This window comes from Actinomadura kijaniata (assembly GCF_014138665.1).
Classification (GTDB): Bacteria; Actinomycetota; Actinomycetes; order Streptosporangiales; family Streptosporangiaceae; genus Spirillospora; species Spirillospora kijaniata.
Genome location: NZ_JACJIA010000001.1, coordinates 188,400 through 205,166, shown reverse-complemented (window position 1 = coordinate 205,166; position 16,767 = coordinate 188,400). Strand labels below are relative to the sequence as shown.

At 71.8% G+C, this 16,767-nt stretch carries 20 protein-coding genes; 6 read left to right on the top strand and 14 right to left on the bottom strand.

The genetic code is table 11. From position 1 onward, the window contains the following. Positions 1-63 precede the first annotated feature (63 nt). From HNR61_RS00960 to HNR61_RS00940, 5 genes are all read right to left on the bottom strand, one after another. On the bottom strand, positions 64-744 hold the full coding sequence (locus HNR61_RS00960) for a Crp/Fnr family transcriptional regulator (RefSeq protein ID WP_067824676.1): 681 nt from the start codon (positions 742-744) through the stop codon (positions 64-66). 512 nt (positions 745-1,256) lie between these two features. Then, positions 1,257-2,027 (bottom strand): succinate dehydrogenase/fumarate reductase iron-sulfur subunit, encoded by a 771-nt coding sequence (locus HNR61_RS00955; protein ID WP_067824681.1) that lies wholly within the window; start codon positions 2,025-2,027, stop codon positions 1,257-1,259. Then, positions 2,024-3,970, bottom strand: a complete 1,947-nt coding sequence (locus HNR61_RS00950; RefSeq protein WP_182841209.1) for a fumarate reductase/succinate dehydrogenase flavoprotein subunit — start codon at positions 3,968-3,970, stop codon at positions 2,024-2,026. The genes HNR61_RS00955 and HNR61_RS00950 overlap by 4 nt, the downstream gene beginning before the upstream one ends. Before the next feature lie 12 nt (positions 3,971-3,982). Beyond that, positions 3,983-4,813: a succinate dehydrogenase subunit SdhC gene (gene sdhC, locus HNR61_RS00945; protein WP_067824685.1), complete on the bottom strand. Its 831-nt coding sequence runs from the start codon at positions 4,811-4,813 to the stop codon at positions 3,983-3,985. Positions 4,814-5,134: 321 nt separating this feature from the next. Next, positions 5,135-5,701: a helix-turn-helix domain-containing protein gene (locus HNR61_RS00940; RefSeq protein WP_182841208.1), complete on the bottom strand. Its 567-nt coding sequence runs from the start codon at positions 5,699-5,701 to the stop codon at positions 5,135-5,137. A 184-nt stretch (positions 5,702-5,885) separates the two neighbouring features. On the opposite strand from HNR61_RS00940, the gene HNR61_RS00935 reads away from it, so the two are divergent. From HNR61_RS00935 to HNR61_RS00925, 3 genes are read left to right on the top strand one after another with little or no spacing between them, the layout of a single operon-like run. After that, complete coding sequence (locus HNR61_RS00935; RefSeq protein ID WP_182841207.1) at positions 5,886-6,431, top strand: hypothetical protein; 546 nt, start codon at positions 5,886-5,888, stop codon at positions 6,429-6,431. Between the two features lie 5 nt (positions 6,432-6,436). After that, positions 6,437-7,027, top strand: coding sequence for an OmpA family protein (locus HNR61_RS00930; protein ID WP_182841206.1), 591 nt, complete (start codon positions 6,437-6,439; stop codon positions 7,025-7,027). Between the two features lie 38 nt (positions 7,028-7,065). Next, on the top strand, positions 7,066-8,235 hold the full coding sequence (locus HNR61_RS00925) for an OmpA family protein (RefSeq protein ID WP_182841205.1): 1,170 nt from the start codon (positions 7,066-7,068) through the stop codon (positions 8,233-8,235). A gap of 6 nt (positions 8,236-8,241) precedes the next feature. Here HNR61_RS00925 and HNR61_RS00920 read toward each other — a convergent pair whose 3' ends face one another. Continuing rightward, positions 8,242-8,856: a TetR/AcrR family transcriptional regulator gene (locus tag HNR61_RS00920; RefSeq protein WP_182841204.1), complete on the bottom strand. Its 615-nt coding sequence runs from the start codon at positions 8,854-8,856 to the stop codon at positions 8,242-8,244. 73 nt (positions 8,857-8,929) lie between these two features. Here HNR61_RS00920 and HNR61_RS00915 point away from each other — a divergent pair, with 73 nt between their 5' ends. Beyond that, the gene (locus HNR61_RS00915; protein WP_182841203.1) at positions 8,930-9,724 is read left to right on the top strand and encodes an MBL fold metallo-hydrolase; all 795 of its coding nucleotides are present in this window, start codon (positions 8,930-8,932) and stop codon (positions 9,722-9,724) included. A 3-nt stretch (positions 9,725-9,727) separates the two neighbouring features. Here HNR61_RS00915 and HNR61_RS00910 read toward each other — a convergent pair whose 3' ends face one another. From HNR61_RS00910 to HNR61_RS00900, 3 genes are read right to left on the bottom strand one after another with little or no spacing between them, the layout of a single operon-like run. Next, a complete protein-coding gene (locus HNR61_RS00910) occupies positions 9,728-10,585 on the bottom strand; it encodes a serine/threonine-protein kinase (RefSeq protein WP_182841202.1) in 858 nt (285 codons plus the stop codon). A gap of 30 nt (positions 10,586-10,615) precedes the next feature. After that, positions 10,616-11,230: a prepilin peptidase gene (locus tag HNR61_RS00905; protein ID WP_182841201.1), complete on the bottom strand. Its 615-nt coding sequence runs from the start codon at positions 11,228-11,230 to the stop codon at positions 10,616-10,618. 47 nt (positions 11,231-11,277) lie between these two features. Further along, positions 11,278-11,973, bottom strand: coding sequence for a hypothetical protein (locus tag HNR61_RS00900; protein ID WP_182841200.1), 696 nt, complete (start codon positions 11,971-11,973; stop codon positions 11,278-11,280). A 404-nt stretch (positions 11,974-12,377) separates the two neighbouring features. Between HNR61_RS00900 and HNR61_RS00895 the strand changes: the two genes are divergently transcribed. Beyond that, positions 12,378-12,656, top strand: a complete 279-nt coding sequence (locus HNR61_RS00895) for a hypothetical protein (protein ID WP_182841199.1) — start codon at positions 12,378-12,380, stop codon at positions 12,654-12,656. Positions 12,657-12,685: 29 nt separating this feature from the next. Next, entirely contained in the window at positions 12,686-13,210 is a 525-nt protein-coding gene (locus HNR61_RS00890) for a hypothetical protein (protein ID WP_182841198.1), read from the top strand. Between the two features lie 32 nt (positions 13,211-13,242). Here HNR61_RS00890 and HNR61_RS00885 read toward each other — a convergent pair whose 3' ends face one another. The 5 genes from HNR61_RS00885 to HNR61_RS00865 all read right to left on the bottom strand — a co-directional run bounded on the left by HNR61_RS00885 (position 13,243) and on the right by HNR61_RS00865 (position 16,758). Further along, positions 13,243-13,635 carry a hypothetical protein gene (locus tag HNR61_RS00885; RefSeq protein WP_182841197.1) on the bottom strand — a complete coding sequence of 131 codons (393 nt, stop codon included), beginning with the start codon at positions 13,633-13,635 and terminating at the stop codon, positions 13,243-13,245. A 16-nt stretch (positions 13,636-13,651) separates the two neighbouring features. Next, positions 13,652-14,047 (bottom strand): DUF3592 domain-containing protein, encoded by a 396-nt coding sequence (locus HNR61_RS00880; RefSeq protein ID WP_182841196.1) that lies wholly within the window; start codon positions 14,045-14,047, stop codon positions 13,652-13,654. Positions 14,048-14,071: 24 nt separating this feature from the next. Then, positions 14,072-15,457, bottom strand: a complete 1,386-nt coding sequence (locus tag HNR61_RS00875) for a hypothetical protein (RefSeq protein ID WP_182841195.1) — start codon at positions 15,455-15,457, stop codon at positions 14,072-14,074. A 304-nt stretch (positions 15,458-15,761) separates the two neighbouring features. Further along, the gene (locus tag HNR61_RS00870; protein WP_182841194.1) at positions 15,762-16,181 is read right to left on the bottom strand and encodes a hypothetical protein; all 420 of its coding nucleotides are present in this window, start codon (positions 16,179-16,181) and stop codon (positions 15,762-15,764) included. Positions 16,182-16,287: 106 nt separating this feature from the next. Further along, positions 16,288-16,758 carry a DUF3592 domain-containing protein gene (locus tag HNR61_RS00865; RefSeq protein WP_182841193.1) on the bottom strand — a complete coding sequence of 157 codons (471 nt, stop codon included), beginning with the start codon at positions 16,756-16,758 and terminating at the stop codon, positions 16,288-16,290. Between the last annotated feature and the right edge of the window lie 9 nt (positions 16,759-16,767).

The window sequence follows — 16,767 nt, the reverse complement described above, 5'->3', positions numbered from 1 at the left end:
CGTTCCGGGCGAAGGGTGCCCGGAGCGAGACACCGCGGGCCGCCTGTCGCAGCGGGCGTCCGGTCAGCGGGCGTGGCGGCGCAGCGCCTGCAGGTCGTGCACGATCACCACGCGGCGGCCGGTCTCGATCCACCCGTGCCGCCGCAGCGTCCGCAGCGCCTTGCTGACCGCCTCCCGCGACGCCCCCACCCAGCCGGCCAGCTCCTCCTGCGACAGGCTGAGGGTGATCCGGACGCTCTGCCCGCCCGCCCCGGCCGGGACGCCGAACCGGTCGGCCAGCTCCACCAGCCGCTGCGCGACCCGCCCGGTGGCGTCGAACATCCCGAACTCGATGCGCTTGCTGTCGGAGTCGCGCCACCGCTCGCACAGCGTCCGCATGATGACGATCGCGGCCCCGCCGTTGTCCCGCAGGAACGCCGTGAAGTCCGGCACGGTGACGGCGAGCGCCCGCCCGTCCTCCAGCGCCGCCACGGTCGCCGACCGGGGCAGCCCGTCGATCGCGGCGACCTCTCCCAGCAGCGCGCCGGGCCCGCGCACCGCCAGCAGCGCCTCGCCGCCCTGCTCGCGGTCGGAGTAGGCCTTGACCTTCCCGGCGAGCAGCACCGCCACCCAGGTGGCCTCCTCCCCCTCCCAGAACAGCACCTCACCGCGGGCGAACTCCCGCACCCGGCCCCGCGACTCCAGATCGGCGCGCTCCTCCGGGGTGATCTCGGCGAGGAACGATCCAGGCTCAAAGGGGGTCATGGTTCCACGCTAGGTTTCCCGCCGCACCCCGCAACGGGTCAGACGATCACGAATGCGTCACGCGTTGTGTGTACTAATGCCTGTTCGCCCGGTGCCCACCGGGAGAGGGTGGACGCGCCGCCCGCGCCCGGCCCGGTGCAGGCGGCGAACGTTCGCGGGGAACGGCGGTACGGCGGGCGGCGGTGACGGGGGCACGCCGCCCGCCGACGTGCCGCGTTCCCGCGCCCGGGATCCAACGCGCTCACCAGGTGCATGGCACCGATCGCCGGAGAACCGGGCGCCACGGCTTCCCTGATCCTGACCGGGTCCCTCCCGGACGGTCCTCGGTGTTCCGGCCTTCGCACCATGCGGCGGAATGCCACCGGCTCCACCGAGCAGGTCATGTGGCCGGAAGGGAAGCCCCATGTCCGTCAGGAAGGACGGCAAGACCAAGAACGTGAAGAAGGGCTGATCCTCCGGCCGGAGAAAGGGGCGGGGCCCCGCACCGCGGCCCCGCCCCTTCTCGTCGTGCGTCACGCCGAGGGCGTGTCCTTGCCCTTCTTCACGATGCCGAGCTTGCTGCCCAGCCAGACCACCGGGTCGTACCTGCGGCCGACGACCCGTTCCTTCATCGGGATCAGCGCGTTGTCAGTGATCTTGATGTGCTCGGGGCAGACCTCGGTGCAGCACTTGGTGATGTTGCAGAAGCCCAGGCCGTGGTCGTCTTGCGCGATGTTGCGCCGGTCGGCCTCGTCGGCCGGGTGCATCTCCAGCTCCGCGATCCGCATCAGGAAGCGCGGCCCGGCGAAGCCGGGCTTGTTCTCCTCGTGGTCGCGGATGACGTGGCAGACGTTGTTGCACAGGAAGCACTCGATGCACTTGCGGAACTCCTGCGAGCGCTCGACGTCGACCTGCTGCATCCGGAACTCGCCCGGCTTGGTGTCGCCGGGGTCGAACGACGGGATCTGCCGCGCCTTCTCGTAGTTGAACGACACGTCCGTCACCAGGTCGCGGATGACGGGGAACGTGCGGACCGGCGTGACGGTGATGGTCTCGTCCTGGGTGAACGTGGACATCCGCGTCATGCACAGCAGCCGCGGCATGCCGTTGATCTCGGCGGAGCAGGAGCCGCACTTGCCGGCCTTGCAGTTCCACCGGACGGCCAGGTCGGGCGCCTGGGTGGCCTGGAGCCGGTGGATGATGTCGAGGACGACCTCGCCCTCGTTGACCTCGACCTTGTAGTCGACCAGCTCACCGTCGCCGGCGTCACCGCGCCAGACCCGGAACTTGGCCAGGTAGCTCATCGGTCGCCCTCCTCGGTCTCGGCGATGACTTCCTTCACGTGGGCGGGCAGTTCCTCGCCGGTCAGGTACTTCTTGAGCTCGTCGGTCTCGAAGAGGGCGAGCAGGTCGTCGCGCATGGGGTCCATGGGCTGGCGGCGGAGCTCGACGCGGGGGTCGCCGGGGTCGCCGGTGAGGCGGCACACGAGGTTGACCTTGCGCCATTCGGCGGACATCTGCGGGTGGTCGTCGCGGGTGTGGCCGCCGCGGCTCTCGGCGCGCTCCAGCGCCGCCCGGGCGATGCACTCGGAGACCAGCAGCATGTTCCGCAGGTCGAGGGCGAGGTGCCAGCCGGGGTGGTAGCCGCGTCCGCCGTGGGCGGCGACGGGCTCGACGCCGACCCGGGCGACGCGTTCGCGGAGCTTCTCCAGCGCCTCCAGGGCCTGCTGGAGCTCCTCCTCCTTGCGGATGATGCCGACCAGGTCGTTCATGGTCTGCTGGAGTTCGGAGTGGACGGCGTAGGGGCTCTCGCCGCCCTCGCGGGCCAGCGGGACCAGCGCCTCGGTGGCGGCCTTGTCGATCTCGTCCTCGGGGACGGCGGGGCGCTCGGCCAGCGCGTCGACGTACTCGGCGGCCCCCAGCCCGGCGCGCCGCCCGAACACGAGCAGGTCGGTGAGGGAGTTGCCGCCGAGGCGGTTGGAGCCGTGCATGCCGCCGGAGCACTCCCCGGCCGCGAACAGGCCGGGCACGAGGGCCGCCCCGCTGTCGGGGTCGACCTCGACGCCGCCCATCACGTAGTGGCAGGTCGGGCCGACCTCCATGGGCTCCTTGGTGATGTCGACGTCGGCCAGCTCCTTGAACTGGTGGTGCATCGCCGGGAGCCGCCGTTTGATCTCCTCCGCGCCGCCGGGCATGCGGTCCACGACGGTCAGGAAGACGCCGCCGTGCGGTGAGCCGCGTCCGGCCTTGACCTCGGCGTTGATGGCGCGGGCGACCTCGTCGCGCGGCAGCAGCTCGGGGGGCCGCCGGTTGTTGTCGGGGTCGTCGTACCAGCGGTCGGCCTCCTCCTCGGAGGTGGCGTACTTGTCCTTGAACACCTCGGGGATGTAGTCGAACATGAACCGCTTGCCGTCGGAGTTCTTCAGGACGCCCCGGTCGCCGCGCACCGACTCGGTGACGAGGATGCCCTTGACCGAGGGCGGCCAGACCATCCCGGTCGGGTGGAACTGGACGAACTCCATGTTCAGCAGGGTCGCCCCGGCCAGCAGCGCCAGGGCGTGGCCGTCGCCGGTGTACTCCCACGAGTTGGAGGTGACCTTGAACGCCTTGCCGATCCCGCCGGTCGCCAGCACCACGGCCGGGGCCTCGAACACGACGAACTTCCCGGTCTCGCGGACGTAGGCGAACGCGCCCGCGACGCGGTCCCCGTCCAGCAGCAGCCGGGTCACGGTGGTCTCGGCCCACACCTTGAGGCGGGCCTCGTAGTCGCCGAGCTCCCGGTGGTCCTCCTGCTGGAGGGCGACGATCTTCTGCTGCGCGGTGCGGATGAGCTCCAGGCCGGTGCGGTCGCCGACGTGCGCCAGGCGCGGGTACTCGTGGCCGCCGAAGTTCCGCTGGGAGATCTTGCCGTCCTTGGTGCGGTCGAACAGCGCGCCCCAGTGCTCCAGCTCCCAGACGCGGTCGGGGGCCTCCTTGGCGTGCAGCTCGGCCATGCGCCAGTTGTTGAGGAACTTGCCGCCGCGCATGGTGTCGCGGAAGTGGACCTGCCAGTTGTCGTTGGGGTTGACGTTGCCCATCGCCGCCGCCGCACCGCCCTCGGCCATGACGGTGTGCGCCTTGCCGAACAGCGACTTGGAGATGACCGCGGTCTTCTTGCCCTGGAGGCGGGCCTCGATCGCGGCCCGCAGCCCGGCACCGCCCGCGCCGATCACCACGACGTCGTAGGAGTGCCGTTCGATCTCAGTCATGATGTCCGCCGCCTAGTTGAAGAATCGCAGGTCGGAGATGGTCTCGCTGGCCACGAGCGCCACGTACAGGTCGGCGACGACCAGCGAGCCGAGGGTGATGAGCGCGTACTGCCCGTGCCGTTCGTTGAGCTTGGAGACCCAGCCCCACATCCGGTACCGGAACGGATGCTTGGAGAAGTTCTTCAACCGTCCGCCGACGATGTGGCGGCAGGAGTGGCACGACAGGGTGTAGCCCCACAGCAGGATGACGTTGGCCAGCAGGATGATGCTGCCGAGCCCGATCCCGAACCCGCCGTCCTTGCCGTGGAACGCGCGGACGGCGTCGTAGGTGTTGATCAGCGAGATGACGAACGCGGCCATCCAGAAGTAGCGGTGCAGGTTCTGCCCGATGAGGGGGAACCGGCGCTCGCCGGTGTACTTCTTGTGCGGTTCGGCGACCGCGCAGGCGGGGGGCGACGCCCAGTACGAGCGGTAGTACGCCTTCCGGTAGTAGTAGCAGGTCAGGCGGAACAGCAGCAGGAACGGCAGCGACAGCGCCGCGAACGGGATCCAGCCGCGCGTCCAGGACGGCAGGAACGTGCCGAACTCCCCGGCGTCGCCGGTGACCCCGTTGACGGTGACGTTGTTGCAGATCTCGTTCAGGCAGGGCGAGTAGAACGGCGTCAGGTAGTGGTACTCGGGAACGTAGAAGGCCGCGCCCCAGAAGGCCCGGACGGTCGCGTAGACCACCCACGCAGTGAAGATCACTAGCGTGGTGATCGGATAGACGCGCCAGTTGTCGGTGCGGAGCGTACGTTCTCTAATCCGGGCGCGCGCTTTGTCCGGCGCCTCCACAGTGCTCATAGACGCTCTCCAGAGCTCGGGATCTCAGGGACTTCCCCGGTACGGCGGGAGCACACGCGGCCGTCGCGCCCCGGCCCGGACGGCACCGCGGTCAGGCGGTGACGCCTCGTGTGCGCTACCAGCGAGGCGACCCTACGCCACCTCTCCGGCGCTGTGACATACACAACACCCCCTCGGTGGTGTGACCCTGACCACAGATTATGACACTCCGCAACGTCCGTTACATCGTCCGTGGGGCATAGCCTGCCCTTATGGTCTGAGGGCATCGACACCAGATCGCCAGGCCATGATCGAATCGCCCGGCCGGTGCGATAGGGGGAGCTACCGCCCGAGCGTCCGCGACAGGTGGGCCTCCAGGTGCGCCTCGGCCTCGCTCGCGCGGCCGTTGCCGTACACGCGCAGCAGGGTGGCGATCTCGGGGAACTGCACGTCCACGAGGTCGGCGGCGGCCTCGATCTCGTTCGCGGAGGCCACCTCCCGCAGCAGCGCCTGGAGGACCCGGGCGGGCGAGGCGGCCTCCAGCCGCTCCCGCAGCTCGGCCTCGACGGGCGACTCGCGCAGGCCGGACGTGGTCGCGGTGGTCCGGGCGCGGATGACCCCGAGCCGTTCGCGGACCTCGGCGACCGACAGGGAGTCGAACGCGGGGTCGGCGGCCAGCTCCTCCACGGCGAGCAGCCGGTTCAGCACGACCGGATTGCTGATCTTGGCGCGCTGTCCCGACATGAGCTGCGACAGCATGGGCGCCGACAGCCCCAGCACCCCGGCCAGCCCCGACTGCGACAGCCCGAGCCGGTCCAGCAGCCGCCGGAAGCGGTCCCCCAGGGGCTCGCCGTACCACTCGGCCTGCAGGGCACGGTTCCGGACGACGGTGTCCTCCGACACGCTCACACCGACCTCCGCGCCACCTCGGAAACGATCACTGCGACCCCCCCTTGACGATTAACGACTGCAAACACTAGATTTGCGAACGCACGCGAGGTGTTCACCCATACCTCATGGTGCCACGCCACCGCGACTTTGCACATGCGATGTCGCGGTCCCGCCATCACCTCTGCCCCCGGAGGACGGATCGATGCGCATCCTCGCACTGGCGACCGCCACGGCGCTGCTCACCACGGCCCTGACCACCTGCCTCCCGTCGGACGGCTCCTCCGGCGGCTCGGGCGGCTCCGGCGGCCCCGGCAAGGCGGCCACCGCCGTGGACAAGGGCGACGGGCCCAAGGCCCCCGACCCCGGCAAGCCGGTCGTCAAGACCACGGTCAACACCTCGGACGGCCCCACCGAACTGGCCGTGGTGGGCCTGAACGCCCGCGGCCGCCTGGCCCACCTGACCATGATGATCAACACCGCGAACGCCACCGGCGTCGGCGACTCGCTGTACACCCTGAACGGCGGCGAGGTCCCGGCGGTCTCCCTCCTCGACCCGGTGAACCTCAAGCGCTACGTCGTGGTCAAGGACTCGGCGGGCACCGAGCTGGGCGCGGGCAACGCCTATGTCCGCGCGGCCAAGCCGACCGCCCTCTCCTACACGTTCCCGGCCCCGCCGGAGAACGTGCAGGCGGTGGACGTCCAGTTCGGCCGCCTCACGACGTTCCGCAACGTGCCCGTCGAAAGGTGAGCGCCATGCTCCGGGCGACCCTGGCCCTCACCGCCGCGGCCGCCGTCCTGACGGCCGCCGGGACGGCCGCCGCCGCGGCCCCCGACCCGCGGGTCCCCGACGCCAGGCTGGCCGAGGCGACCCGCACCCTCGACCCGAACCGCGCCACCCTGGACGTCGGCGCCGACGTCGCGGTCCGCGGGCTGGACCTGACGCCGTTCGTGCTCCCGCTGGAGGAGGAGAGCGCCGAGGGCTCGAAGGTGACCGTGCGGATCTCGGCGGACGTCCTGTTCGACTTCAACAAGGCCGACCTGACCAGGTCGGCCCGCGACACCATCGCCAGGCTCGCGCCCCGCCTCCGGACCGTCCGGGGCACGATCCAGGTCACGGGCCACTCCGACTCGGTCGGCTCCGACTCCTACAACCTGACCCTCTCCCAGAAGCGCGCCGAGGCGGTCAGGGCGGCCCTGCTGCGGGTCCTGAGGTCCCCCGCCGAGGTCGAGGCCAAGGGATTCGGCGAGGGGAAGCCGGTGGCCCCCAACCAGATCGGCGAGAAGGACAACCCCCAGGGCCGGGCGAAGAACCGCCGCGTGGACATCACCTACGACCGCTCCTGACCCCGGCACGACGCGGCAGGCCCGCGAGGAGGACATCCATGAGAACCGCACCCGCGAGGACCGCGCCGGTGAAGGCGGCCCTCCTGAAGGCGGCGTCGCTGTCGCTGGCCGCCGCGCTGCTCGCCGCCTGCGGCGGCAGCCCCTCCCCGCGACGCACGGCATCCGGCGGAGGCGCCGCCAAGAGCGCGGCCCCCTCGCCCTCGCCCACCCCGGAGCCCACCTCCTGCCCGAACGGCGGCCGCCTCATCAAGGCGGTGGAGATCCCGGCCGTCCACGTCGACGCCGTCCACGTGCCCGGAGCGACCTACAACGGCCACCGGATCCCGCCGGTCACCATCCCGGCCGTCGACATCCCCGCCCAGCGCGTCCCGGCCCAGTGCGTGGAGGTCAAGCCCGCGCCCGGCGGCTGCCTGAGCGGAATGAGCGTTCCCAGGGCGACGATCCCGGGCGTCACCATCCCGGCCGCCGAGATCCCCGGCATCGACATCCCCGGCCTCAGGATCCCCGCGGTCCGCGCCGAGGCGGTGACCGTGCAGCCGGTCATCGCGCCGGGCGTCACGGCCCCGGAGGTCTGCCAGAGCGTTCCGAAGAACGGCGGCACCGCCTGGGAGGTGACCCGCTGGGAGCAGACGCGCTGGGAGCAGACCCGGTGGGAGATCACGCGCTGGGAGAAGACCCGCTGGGAGAAGTGCAACGACAAGGGCGAGTGCGTCCCCCGTGCCGAGCTTCCCCGGGTCGAGGTCCCCCGCGTCGAGCTGCCGCGTGTGGAGCTCCCCCGCGCGGAGATCGAACGCCGCGAGATCAGCTCCGACAGCGAGATGCTGAAGGGAGAGGGCCAGATCGCCTACAACCTCAAGGCCGACGTCCTGTTCGACTTCGACAGCGCCGCCGTCAAGCCGAACGCCTCCGCCGAGCTCACCAGGATCGCCGCGTCCGTCAGGAAGGAGATCCCCGCCGGAGCGACCATCCGGATCGACGGCCACACCGACGCCAAGGGCGATCCGGCCACCAACAGGCGCCTCTCCGAGCAACGCGCCCAGGCCATCGTCGACTGGCTGGCGGCCAAGGGCGGCATCGAGCGTTCCCGGCTGAGGGCCACCGGCTACGGCGAGACGAAACCGGCCGCCCCCAACACCGGCAAGGACGGCTCCGACGACCCCGAGGGGCGCGCCAAGAACCGCCGCGTCGTCATCTCCGCCGAGCTCTGACGGCGCTCAGGACGCCTCGCCGCCACGCCCGCCCGCGACGGCGGCGAGCATGAGGCGGCGTGCGCGGGCGGGGGCCCGCCCGTCGTCGAGCAGTTGCAGCTCCTGGTTCGCCGCCATCGCGATCCCCGTCAGGACGGTGACGAGGTCGTCCGCGTCCCGGTCGGCGGGGACGTCGCCCGCGGCCTGCGCGGCCGTCACCTGGTCGCGCAGGAACGCGCGCCAGCGGGTCACGGCATCGTGGATCGACTCGCGCAGTTCGCCCGGACGCCCGTCCAGCTCGCAGGACGCGGCGGTGACGAAGCAGCCGTTGGGGAACGGTCCGCCGTCCAGGTAGCGGCACCACAGGTCGATCACCACGCGCAGGCGCGGCAGTCCCGCCTCCGCGTTCAGGCTCGGGGCCGCCACCGCCCGGGTGAACAGGTCGACCGCCCTGGACAGGACGGCGGACTGCAGGTCGACGCGGGAGCCGAAGGGGCCGACGACGCCCGCCTTGCTCATGCCGAGCTCCTCGGCCAGCGAGCCGATGGTCAGCCCGTGGAGGCCGTCGGTGGAGGCCCTGGCGACCCCGGCGGCGACGATGCGGTCCCGCGTCCGGCGGGCCTCCTCGGCGGAGTGTCTCATGATTGACGAGTTTAGCGAACGACCGTACGCTAGCCCCATATAGCGAACGATCGTCTGCCAAAGAGGGCGGGACATGCGCATCCGATGGCTGGGCTGGGCGGGCGTGGAGCTGGAGGCCCGGGGACACAGCGTGGTGATCGACCTGCTCGGCCGTCCGGAGGGGGTGCTCGCGGGCACCCCGCTGTCGGCGCCCCTGCCGGCGGTCGTCCCGCCGCGCACCGCCGGGGACGTGATCGCCGGCCTGTGCACGCACCTGCACCGGGACCACACCGACGCCACCGCGCTGGCCGGGGCGCTCGCGCCCGGCGGCCGGGTCCTGCACCCCGCGTCCTTCGGCGGCGACGACCACGAGAACCTGTGGACGCTCACGGCCGACCGCGAACTCGACGAGCACGGCCTGCCCCGGCACCCGATGCAGCCGTGGGAGACCACCACGGTCGGGCCGTTCACCGTCGCGGCGGTCCCCGCCGTGGACGCGCTGGGCGATCCGCAGGTGTCCTGGGCCGTCGAGGCGGGCGGCAAACGCGTGCTGCACCTGGGCGACAGCATGTTCCACGGCTACTGGTGGCGCGCCGCCCACCGGTTCGGGCCGTTCGACGCGGTGCTCACCCCCGTCAACGGGCCGACGGTGTGCTTCCCGCACTGCCAGCCCCCCAGCCCCTACCCGGCCTCCCTCGACGCCGGGCAGGCGGCCGTGGCGACGCGCCTGCTCGGCGCCAAGGTCGCGGTGCCGATCCACTACGACGGCTTCCACATCGACGGGTTCTACGAGACCCGGCCCGACGAGCTCTCCCGCTTCCTGGAGGCCACGGCCACCGAAGGCTACGAGGTCGCGGCGCTCAGGCAGGGCGAGGACATCACGCTCTGAAGGTCACGGGACGGCGGCGGGCGGCGGACCCAGATGGTCGAAGATCTGCAACGGCTCGCCGTCCACCGTCCGGGCCGGGAGGCCCAGGGCCAGGCCGCAGGCGGCCAGCTCCCGCCGCGCCGCGTCGGCGGTCGCGGGCCGGTGGGCCGGGTCGGGGGCGCACAGGTGCGCCACCAGCGCCCACAGCCGGGACGGGACCCCCTCCGGAACCGGTCCCACCCACTGGCGGGGTTCGGGATCGCCCGCCCCGGTCAGCATCCGCCAGCACACCATCCCGGCCGCGTACAGGTCCTGCCCGGGACTGGGCCGCGCCCAGTCCAGCACCTCCGGGGCCAGGTAGCCGGGCGTCCCGACCACGAACCCCGTCGTCGTCAACCGCATCCCGTCGGGCCCGAGCGCGATGCCGAAGTCCGCCAGCCGGACGTGCGGGGCCCCCGCCGCGCTCGGCTCCAGCAGCACGTTCGCGGGCTTCACGTCCCGGTGCACCACGCCCGCCGCGTGGATGTGGCTCAACGCCGCGAGCATCTGGTCCAGCACCTCGGCCGCGTACGCCGGAGGCAGCCGCCCGTAGTCGCCGATCAGGGACTCCAGCGACCCGCCGCACATCAGGTCCATCGCCAGCAGGACGTCGTCGCCCGCCGGATACCAGGCGTAGGGCGTCAGGACGTGCGGGTGCGCCATGCGGATCGCGCGTTCCCGCACCACGCGCAGGATCGCGGTGGTGTCCCGCTGCCGGACCAGCTTGGCCGCGCAGTACTTCCCGACCACCCGGTCATAGGCCCGCCAGACCCGACTGGTCGCCCCCTCCCCGATCCGGTCGAGCATGGTGAACCGATCCCCGATCACCCACCCCGCGCTCACGGCACCGATCGTACGGAAGTCCCGGGACGCTCAGGCATGCGCCAGCACGCCCGCGAGCGTCCCGGCCAACATGAACGGCCCGAACGGGATCGCGGTCCGGCGGTCCGCCCGGCGGGTGACCAGCAGAGCGACCGAGTACACGCCCCCGAACAGGAACATCGCGAACACCCCGGTCACCCACGCGTCCCGCCCCAGCCACCCGAGGCCGATCCCGAGGGCGCCGGAGAGCTTCACATCGCCGAACCCCAGCGCGCGGGGAACGACGAGCCACTGCACGAAGAACAACCCCCACAGGGCGGCCATCCCGACCAGCGCGGCGACGAACCGCCCGCCCCCGTTCCCGGTGAACGGCACCGCCGCCCCCAGCAGCACGAGCATGACCGGGTACGACGGCAGCGTCAGCGGGTCGGGCAGCCGGTGCAGGCGGACGTCGACGGCGGCCAGCGCCGCGCCCACGACCGCCAGATACGCGAAGGCCGCCAGCTCCGGCCGCGCCCCCATCCGCCAGACCAGCAGCGCCGCGACCACCACGGCCCCGACCGCGACCGGCACCGGACGCTCCCGGATCGGCCCCGTCCAGTCGGCCCGCCACGACCACACCGGCCCCCGGCCGTCCTCGGCCGTGAGCTCCGCGCTATCCGGCATCAGAAGGCCCCCACGAGGTCGCCGCGCACACCGTCGTCATCCCGCCGTCATCCCAGGGTCGCGGTCTGCCGCTCCGGCGGCGGGGTCACGTTCACGGGTTCCCCCCAGCCGGAGTAGACAGCCTTGATGTCCATGCTCGTCGGCCCCGAGGCTACCGTCGCCGAGAACCGGCGGAGCAGGCCGCGCCCGTCCACCCAGACGACCCAGGGGACCGAGGTCACCCCCGCCTCCGCCAGGGCGCGGAGGCCCTGGTCCGTGCCCTGGCGCAGGCTCGCGGCCCCGGTCTTCCCGGAGTGGCGGCGGACCTGCGTTCCCTCCAGCCGTTCCCACACCGGTTCCTGGATCAGGGTGCCGTGTCGCAGGGTGGTCAGCCCCTTGGTCGCGGCGGCCTCGCGCAGCCCCTGCTGGGCCTCCTCGAAGGCCGACGCGAACGTCCTCCGGGTGGTCTCGTCGATTCCCGGACGGGTCAGGTCCTCGCGGGTGACGCGGAGCCACGGCCTCCCCGGTTCGTACTCACCGCCGTCGTTCTTCAGGTGGACGGCACCGTCCAGGACCACGGTCTCGCTGGTGCCCGGCTCGGGACCTCCGGTCTCCACCACCTGGAACGAGGCCGCCGCCCGCTGCCCCGACGGGTCGCGGACGGTCCCCCAGAGAGCGACCGACGCCTTGCCCTGGTCGGTGACGCTGGTGGTGTTCACCGAGACCCGCACCGACGGCAGCGCGCCGACCTTCTCGTTCACCATCGTGGCCAGCGCTTCGGGCCACCGGGCAGGGGGACCTCCGGCGACGCCGCGGCGGCGCTCGTCCTCGGCCCGGACTTCGGGCGTTCGCCTCCCGAACCGTCCTGGCAGCCGGTGCCTCCGCCCGCCGCGACGAGGGTGAGAACGACAGCCACGGTCCGCTTCATGGTCCGAGCTTCGCCGATCACGGGCGGTGCGCTGAAGGACGGGGAGGATCGTTGGGCCCGGCTTTGGGCCCTGGGGCCCAGGCACTCCGGGCTCGCAACGGCTTCGACGAAGGGTCCCCTGTCCGCCTTCGTCCCCGCGCCCCCGCCGGGCCCCCGTCCCTCCGGCTCCAGCCGCTCCTCTACCGCTCCGCCGGGGGGAGGACTTCCGTCCCGGCCCCCTTCGGCTTGGCGCCGCACGAGATGCGGTTCGTCAAGGATCTCGCCCAGCGGAAGCCCGGCCACCTCATCCTGCGCCCGGACGACACCGCGGGAGCCGGCGACTTCCTGGTCGTCGACTTCTCGAACCCCAGGAAGATGACCGCCTGGGCGACCGAGCTCAAGTCCAAGAGCGGCGCCTTCAAGGGGCACCAGTTCCGGAACGCCGACCAGCTGGCCCGCCGGATCCCCATGCTCCGCAACGCTACGATCCACCGCAGGTCGGGTGGCCCCGAGGACCTCATCGAGGAGATCGCCGGATAGGCGGCGGAAGACGGATCCAGGAGCCGAGAATGATCGTCATTCCGCGGCTGCTCGCGGAACAGGTGCAGGCGACCGACGAGGCGCTGCGCGAGCGCCTCGCGCTCGACTCCGCCCGGCACGGCCTGGACGTCTGCCGCGACAGCGTCCAGAACGCCGACATCCTGGACGCCTGTCTCGACAGCGCCCGCCGGTACGTGGACGGCGAGGGTTCCTACCAGGAGGTCGTGGAGAACTTCGACCGCTCACACGAGATGTTCGCCGACGACGGCTTCGGCGGGCAGCTCGCCTGGAGCGTGCGCGCCGCCGTTCTCGTCAGTGCCCACCGCGCCTTCGAGGAACCCGGCTCCACGGAGTTCCCCGTCCTCTCCACCGCGGTGGACGTCGCCAAGGAGATGCAGAAGGCCGTGGGCGACCACGCCGCCCTCCAGGCCGGGCTCGACCCCCAGGACCCGGCCGCCAAGGCCCTCACCTGGCACGCGCGCTGGGAAGAGGCCCGCTGGCAACTCCTCCGCACCATCGAACTCGTCCCCAACCCCCACCGGCTCCCCGGCTGACGCCCACGCGCACCCGGCCGGCGCGCCGGCGGTCAGTACGACCGTGACGGACGGCGGAGGAGCAGGCCCAGGGCCCAGCCCACGCCGGTCCCGACGAGTGCGGCGGCGGTGCTCACCGCCATCTCGTTCCAGTCCTGCTGCACGGCTCCGAGGACGACGCCGAGCAGCGTCAGCACGACCGGGGCCCCCAGGGACGCGATCGCGTGGCGTAGGGGGCGGCGCCGGGCGGGGTCGGGGTGGACGGCGCGGGCCAGCAGCGTCATGAGGAGGAACGTCAGCGCCGTCGGCAGCGCGTTCCACGTGATCGCGCCGCCGCCGGTGAGGTCCTCCTCGGTGACCCGCGCGCCGATGCCGAGGGTCGCCGTGACCGTCGCGCCGACCAGGTAGACCACTACCGCGACCAGCCATGATCTGGCGATGTCCATCAGTGGGACCCTCCGGTCACATGTCCGCCAGGTTGAGCAGGATGATGGCGATCCCCACAGCGATCATCAGCGGGGTCAGCGCGGTGACCATCAGGAGGGTGATCCCCGCGCGTTCGGCGCGCTTCTCCGGCCGGGCCGGGTCGTACACGACCGTGACGGCCGTCCCGGGACGGGGGCCGCGCGGGGAGTACGTCGCGCTGCGCCGCTCGATCGTCTGCCCCTGCCGGGTGGTGAAGCGGAACACCCCGGCGCGCCGCCGCACCCCCGGCGACCCCGGCGCGTCCCGCGAGCCGACGATGACGCCGGGGACGCGCTCTCCCCGGAGATGCAGCCGCAGGTACTCCACCATCGCCCGCACGCCCTGGACGACGACGAACGCTCCGAACGCCACTCCGATCCAGTGCGCGTTCACCCTCTTCCGACCTCCCTGACCAGGTCACTGGCGACATTCGGGGAACCGCTTGTAGGGACGCTGCCCGTTCGCCTGGGGCGCGCCCAGATACTGCGCGCTCTGGACGTCCCGGTTGGTGTTGGAGATCCCGAAGTTGCCGCCCAGTTTGAGACCGAGTTTGATGCTCGCGCCGTATTCCTCGTTGTTCTGTGAGCTGGCGTAATCGACGCGGGAGGTCTTCCCCTCCCGGTGGATCAGTTGCTTGAGCGGGTCGGCGTTCGGCCCCGGAGCCTCGGTGGGCGCCATGTCGTCCCAGGTCAGCGTGAGCATTCTGCCAGCAGGCCCGCCCCCGAAGGGGTTGGACAGGTGGTCGAGGACGGCCTGGCGGTCGGCGTCGGTCTTCAGGGGCACCTCCGTGGTGATGATCGTCGTGCGCCCGTCGACGATGTGGGTCTGGGTGAACGTGACCGACTTGAGCTTGCCGTCACGGTCCTTGGTGAAGGACATCGCGCCCACGGCGGTGCGCTGTCCCTGGTTCCCGTCGACCACATGCTGCTCACCGTAACTGGCGGCACCGGCCAGCAGCATGGTGAGGGTGGTGTCACCCGTTTTCTTGTTCTCCTCGTAGATGATCTTCTCGGTGCCGTCGATGCTCACCCACGCGCGGGCGTTGGGGCTGAAGCCGTCGCTGCCCCGCGTGTCGTACTCACCCGCCTTGTCCCGCCAGGTGGGCTTGCGGTGCCGTCCCTCGTACTCGTAGTGCCGACTGCCCTTGGGCGGGTCCTTGGGGTCCTTGGGACCGAGGCCGAGGCCGACGGCCAGGGTGCCGTTGAGGTTGAGCTCGCCCTCGTAGCGCCTGACGTCGGGGGAGCGGATGTCAGGCCCGGCGAACGCGTCGTAGATGCCGCCGCCGACCTGGCCGAGCAGGCCGCCGTTCTCCTTGACCGCGTCGATCGAGAACTGCTCGCGGATGTCGCTTTCGAACTTGTCGGCGTCCTTGTCGGCGTTCGGGCCGGTGAACTCCCAGGCGTCGCCGACGCCGAGCCGGAGGGAGGCGTCGGCGGAGGCGTCCGCGCCCACGTTGAGGTTCTTGGCGTTGAAGCCGACGCCGACGCCGGTGCCGACACCGGCCGTGCCCCCCTTGATCGCGGTGATCCTCACCGTGCGCTGACCGGTGGCGGGGTTGATGGAGGTCGTGCGCATGAACTGGTAGTCACGTCCGACGCGGAAGATGAGCACGTCGATGGTGCCGCTGTAGCCGTCGACCGCGAGCTGGGTGGTGCAGCCCGGTTTGAACGCGCGGTCGTGACGGGTTTCGCACTTGCTCAGGTCGCCGGCGTTGATCACACGGCAGAGCGCGTCCCTGATGGACTCCCCGATCAGCCCGCCGATCCCGGCGACCACCACGGCGCCCGTCACGAGAGCGATCAACAGGATGACCGTGATGTAGCTGACCGAGCCTTCCCCACTGTCACGCCGCAGCCGTTCGATGTTCACCAACTCCTCACCTGGCGAACATCAAAACCTTTCGGCACCGCCCCGCGCCTGAGCCCTGGGGCCCAAGAAACGGTCCCAAACGGGGATTTGATCCCTCCACGGGGCTACCGACGAGCCTTCGGCAACGGCGTGATGGCCCGACGGCACTGAGACCCGTGCCCGGCGCGGACCTGGCGTGTTCGCGGGAAAAGGGCGCGTCAGCCAGTCACCAGAGACATGGGAACGGCCCGTCGGCCCCTTATCCGCCCGACGCCGAGAGACCGGCGCGCCGCCGCCCGAACCAGAGCGTGCAGAACCCCGTCACCGCTCCCACGACCGCGCCGGACTCCACCAGCAGCGACGCTCCCAGCCCTCCCTGGGACGCCACGCCCACCTGCGTCACCAGGGCCGCCAGGACCGGGCCCGCGCAGGCGAGGCACGCGGCGGCGCCGGCGGACAGGTCGGCGCCCGCCAGCCGACGGGCCGCGACGCGGGCCCCCAGCCAGCCGAGGACCGCGTGCAGCAACGCCGCCACCGCCGTCGTTCCCCAACCGAACGCCGCCGACCGCGCGGACGCCGGATCGGCCGCCACCAGCGGAACCAGGAGAAGGGCGGCCACGGCGCTTCCGCCCAGGGAGAGGAGGAAACCAAGGCCGAGCGCCGTGAGACCGATGCGCATGCCGCCCCCTTCGCCCCGTGTGCCGCGCGCGATCCCAAGATCGCCCTTCGCGGCGTCCGGCGGCGAGCACCCCGGTGAACTCCGCGTGAAGGCCGGGCCACGTCTTCTAACGCACCAGGTGGGGTCCCCATCCGGCGGACGTCAGCACGACGCCGACCAGAAGCATCGCCGCCGCCGTGAGCAGGTCGACGGCGGGATGCCGGTGGAGCCTGGCCCTGGCGGGCGCGGCCGGGTCGTAGAGGACCGGCACCTCCTCGCCCACCTCGCGCTTCGGGGCGTGTTCCTCGGTGAAGACGTGCCGGTCTCCCGCCAGGTCGACGAAACCGATCACCAGCACGCACGTGACCTCGCCGGGTCCGTCCTCCTCGCAGCGCTCGACCGTCCCGGTCGTCCGGACGGCTCCGCTCCGGAACCGCATCCGCGCCACCAGGTACAGCGGCGCGGCGACGAGCAGGGCCGGGCCGCCCACGTTCAGCGCCAGCGCTTTGACCGGCCCGGACGGGACGTTCTCCACCACGGTGAACAGCAGCAGCATCCCCAGGAGGGAGAGCCCCCAGAACACGATCTTCGAGGTCATCGCGGTCCC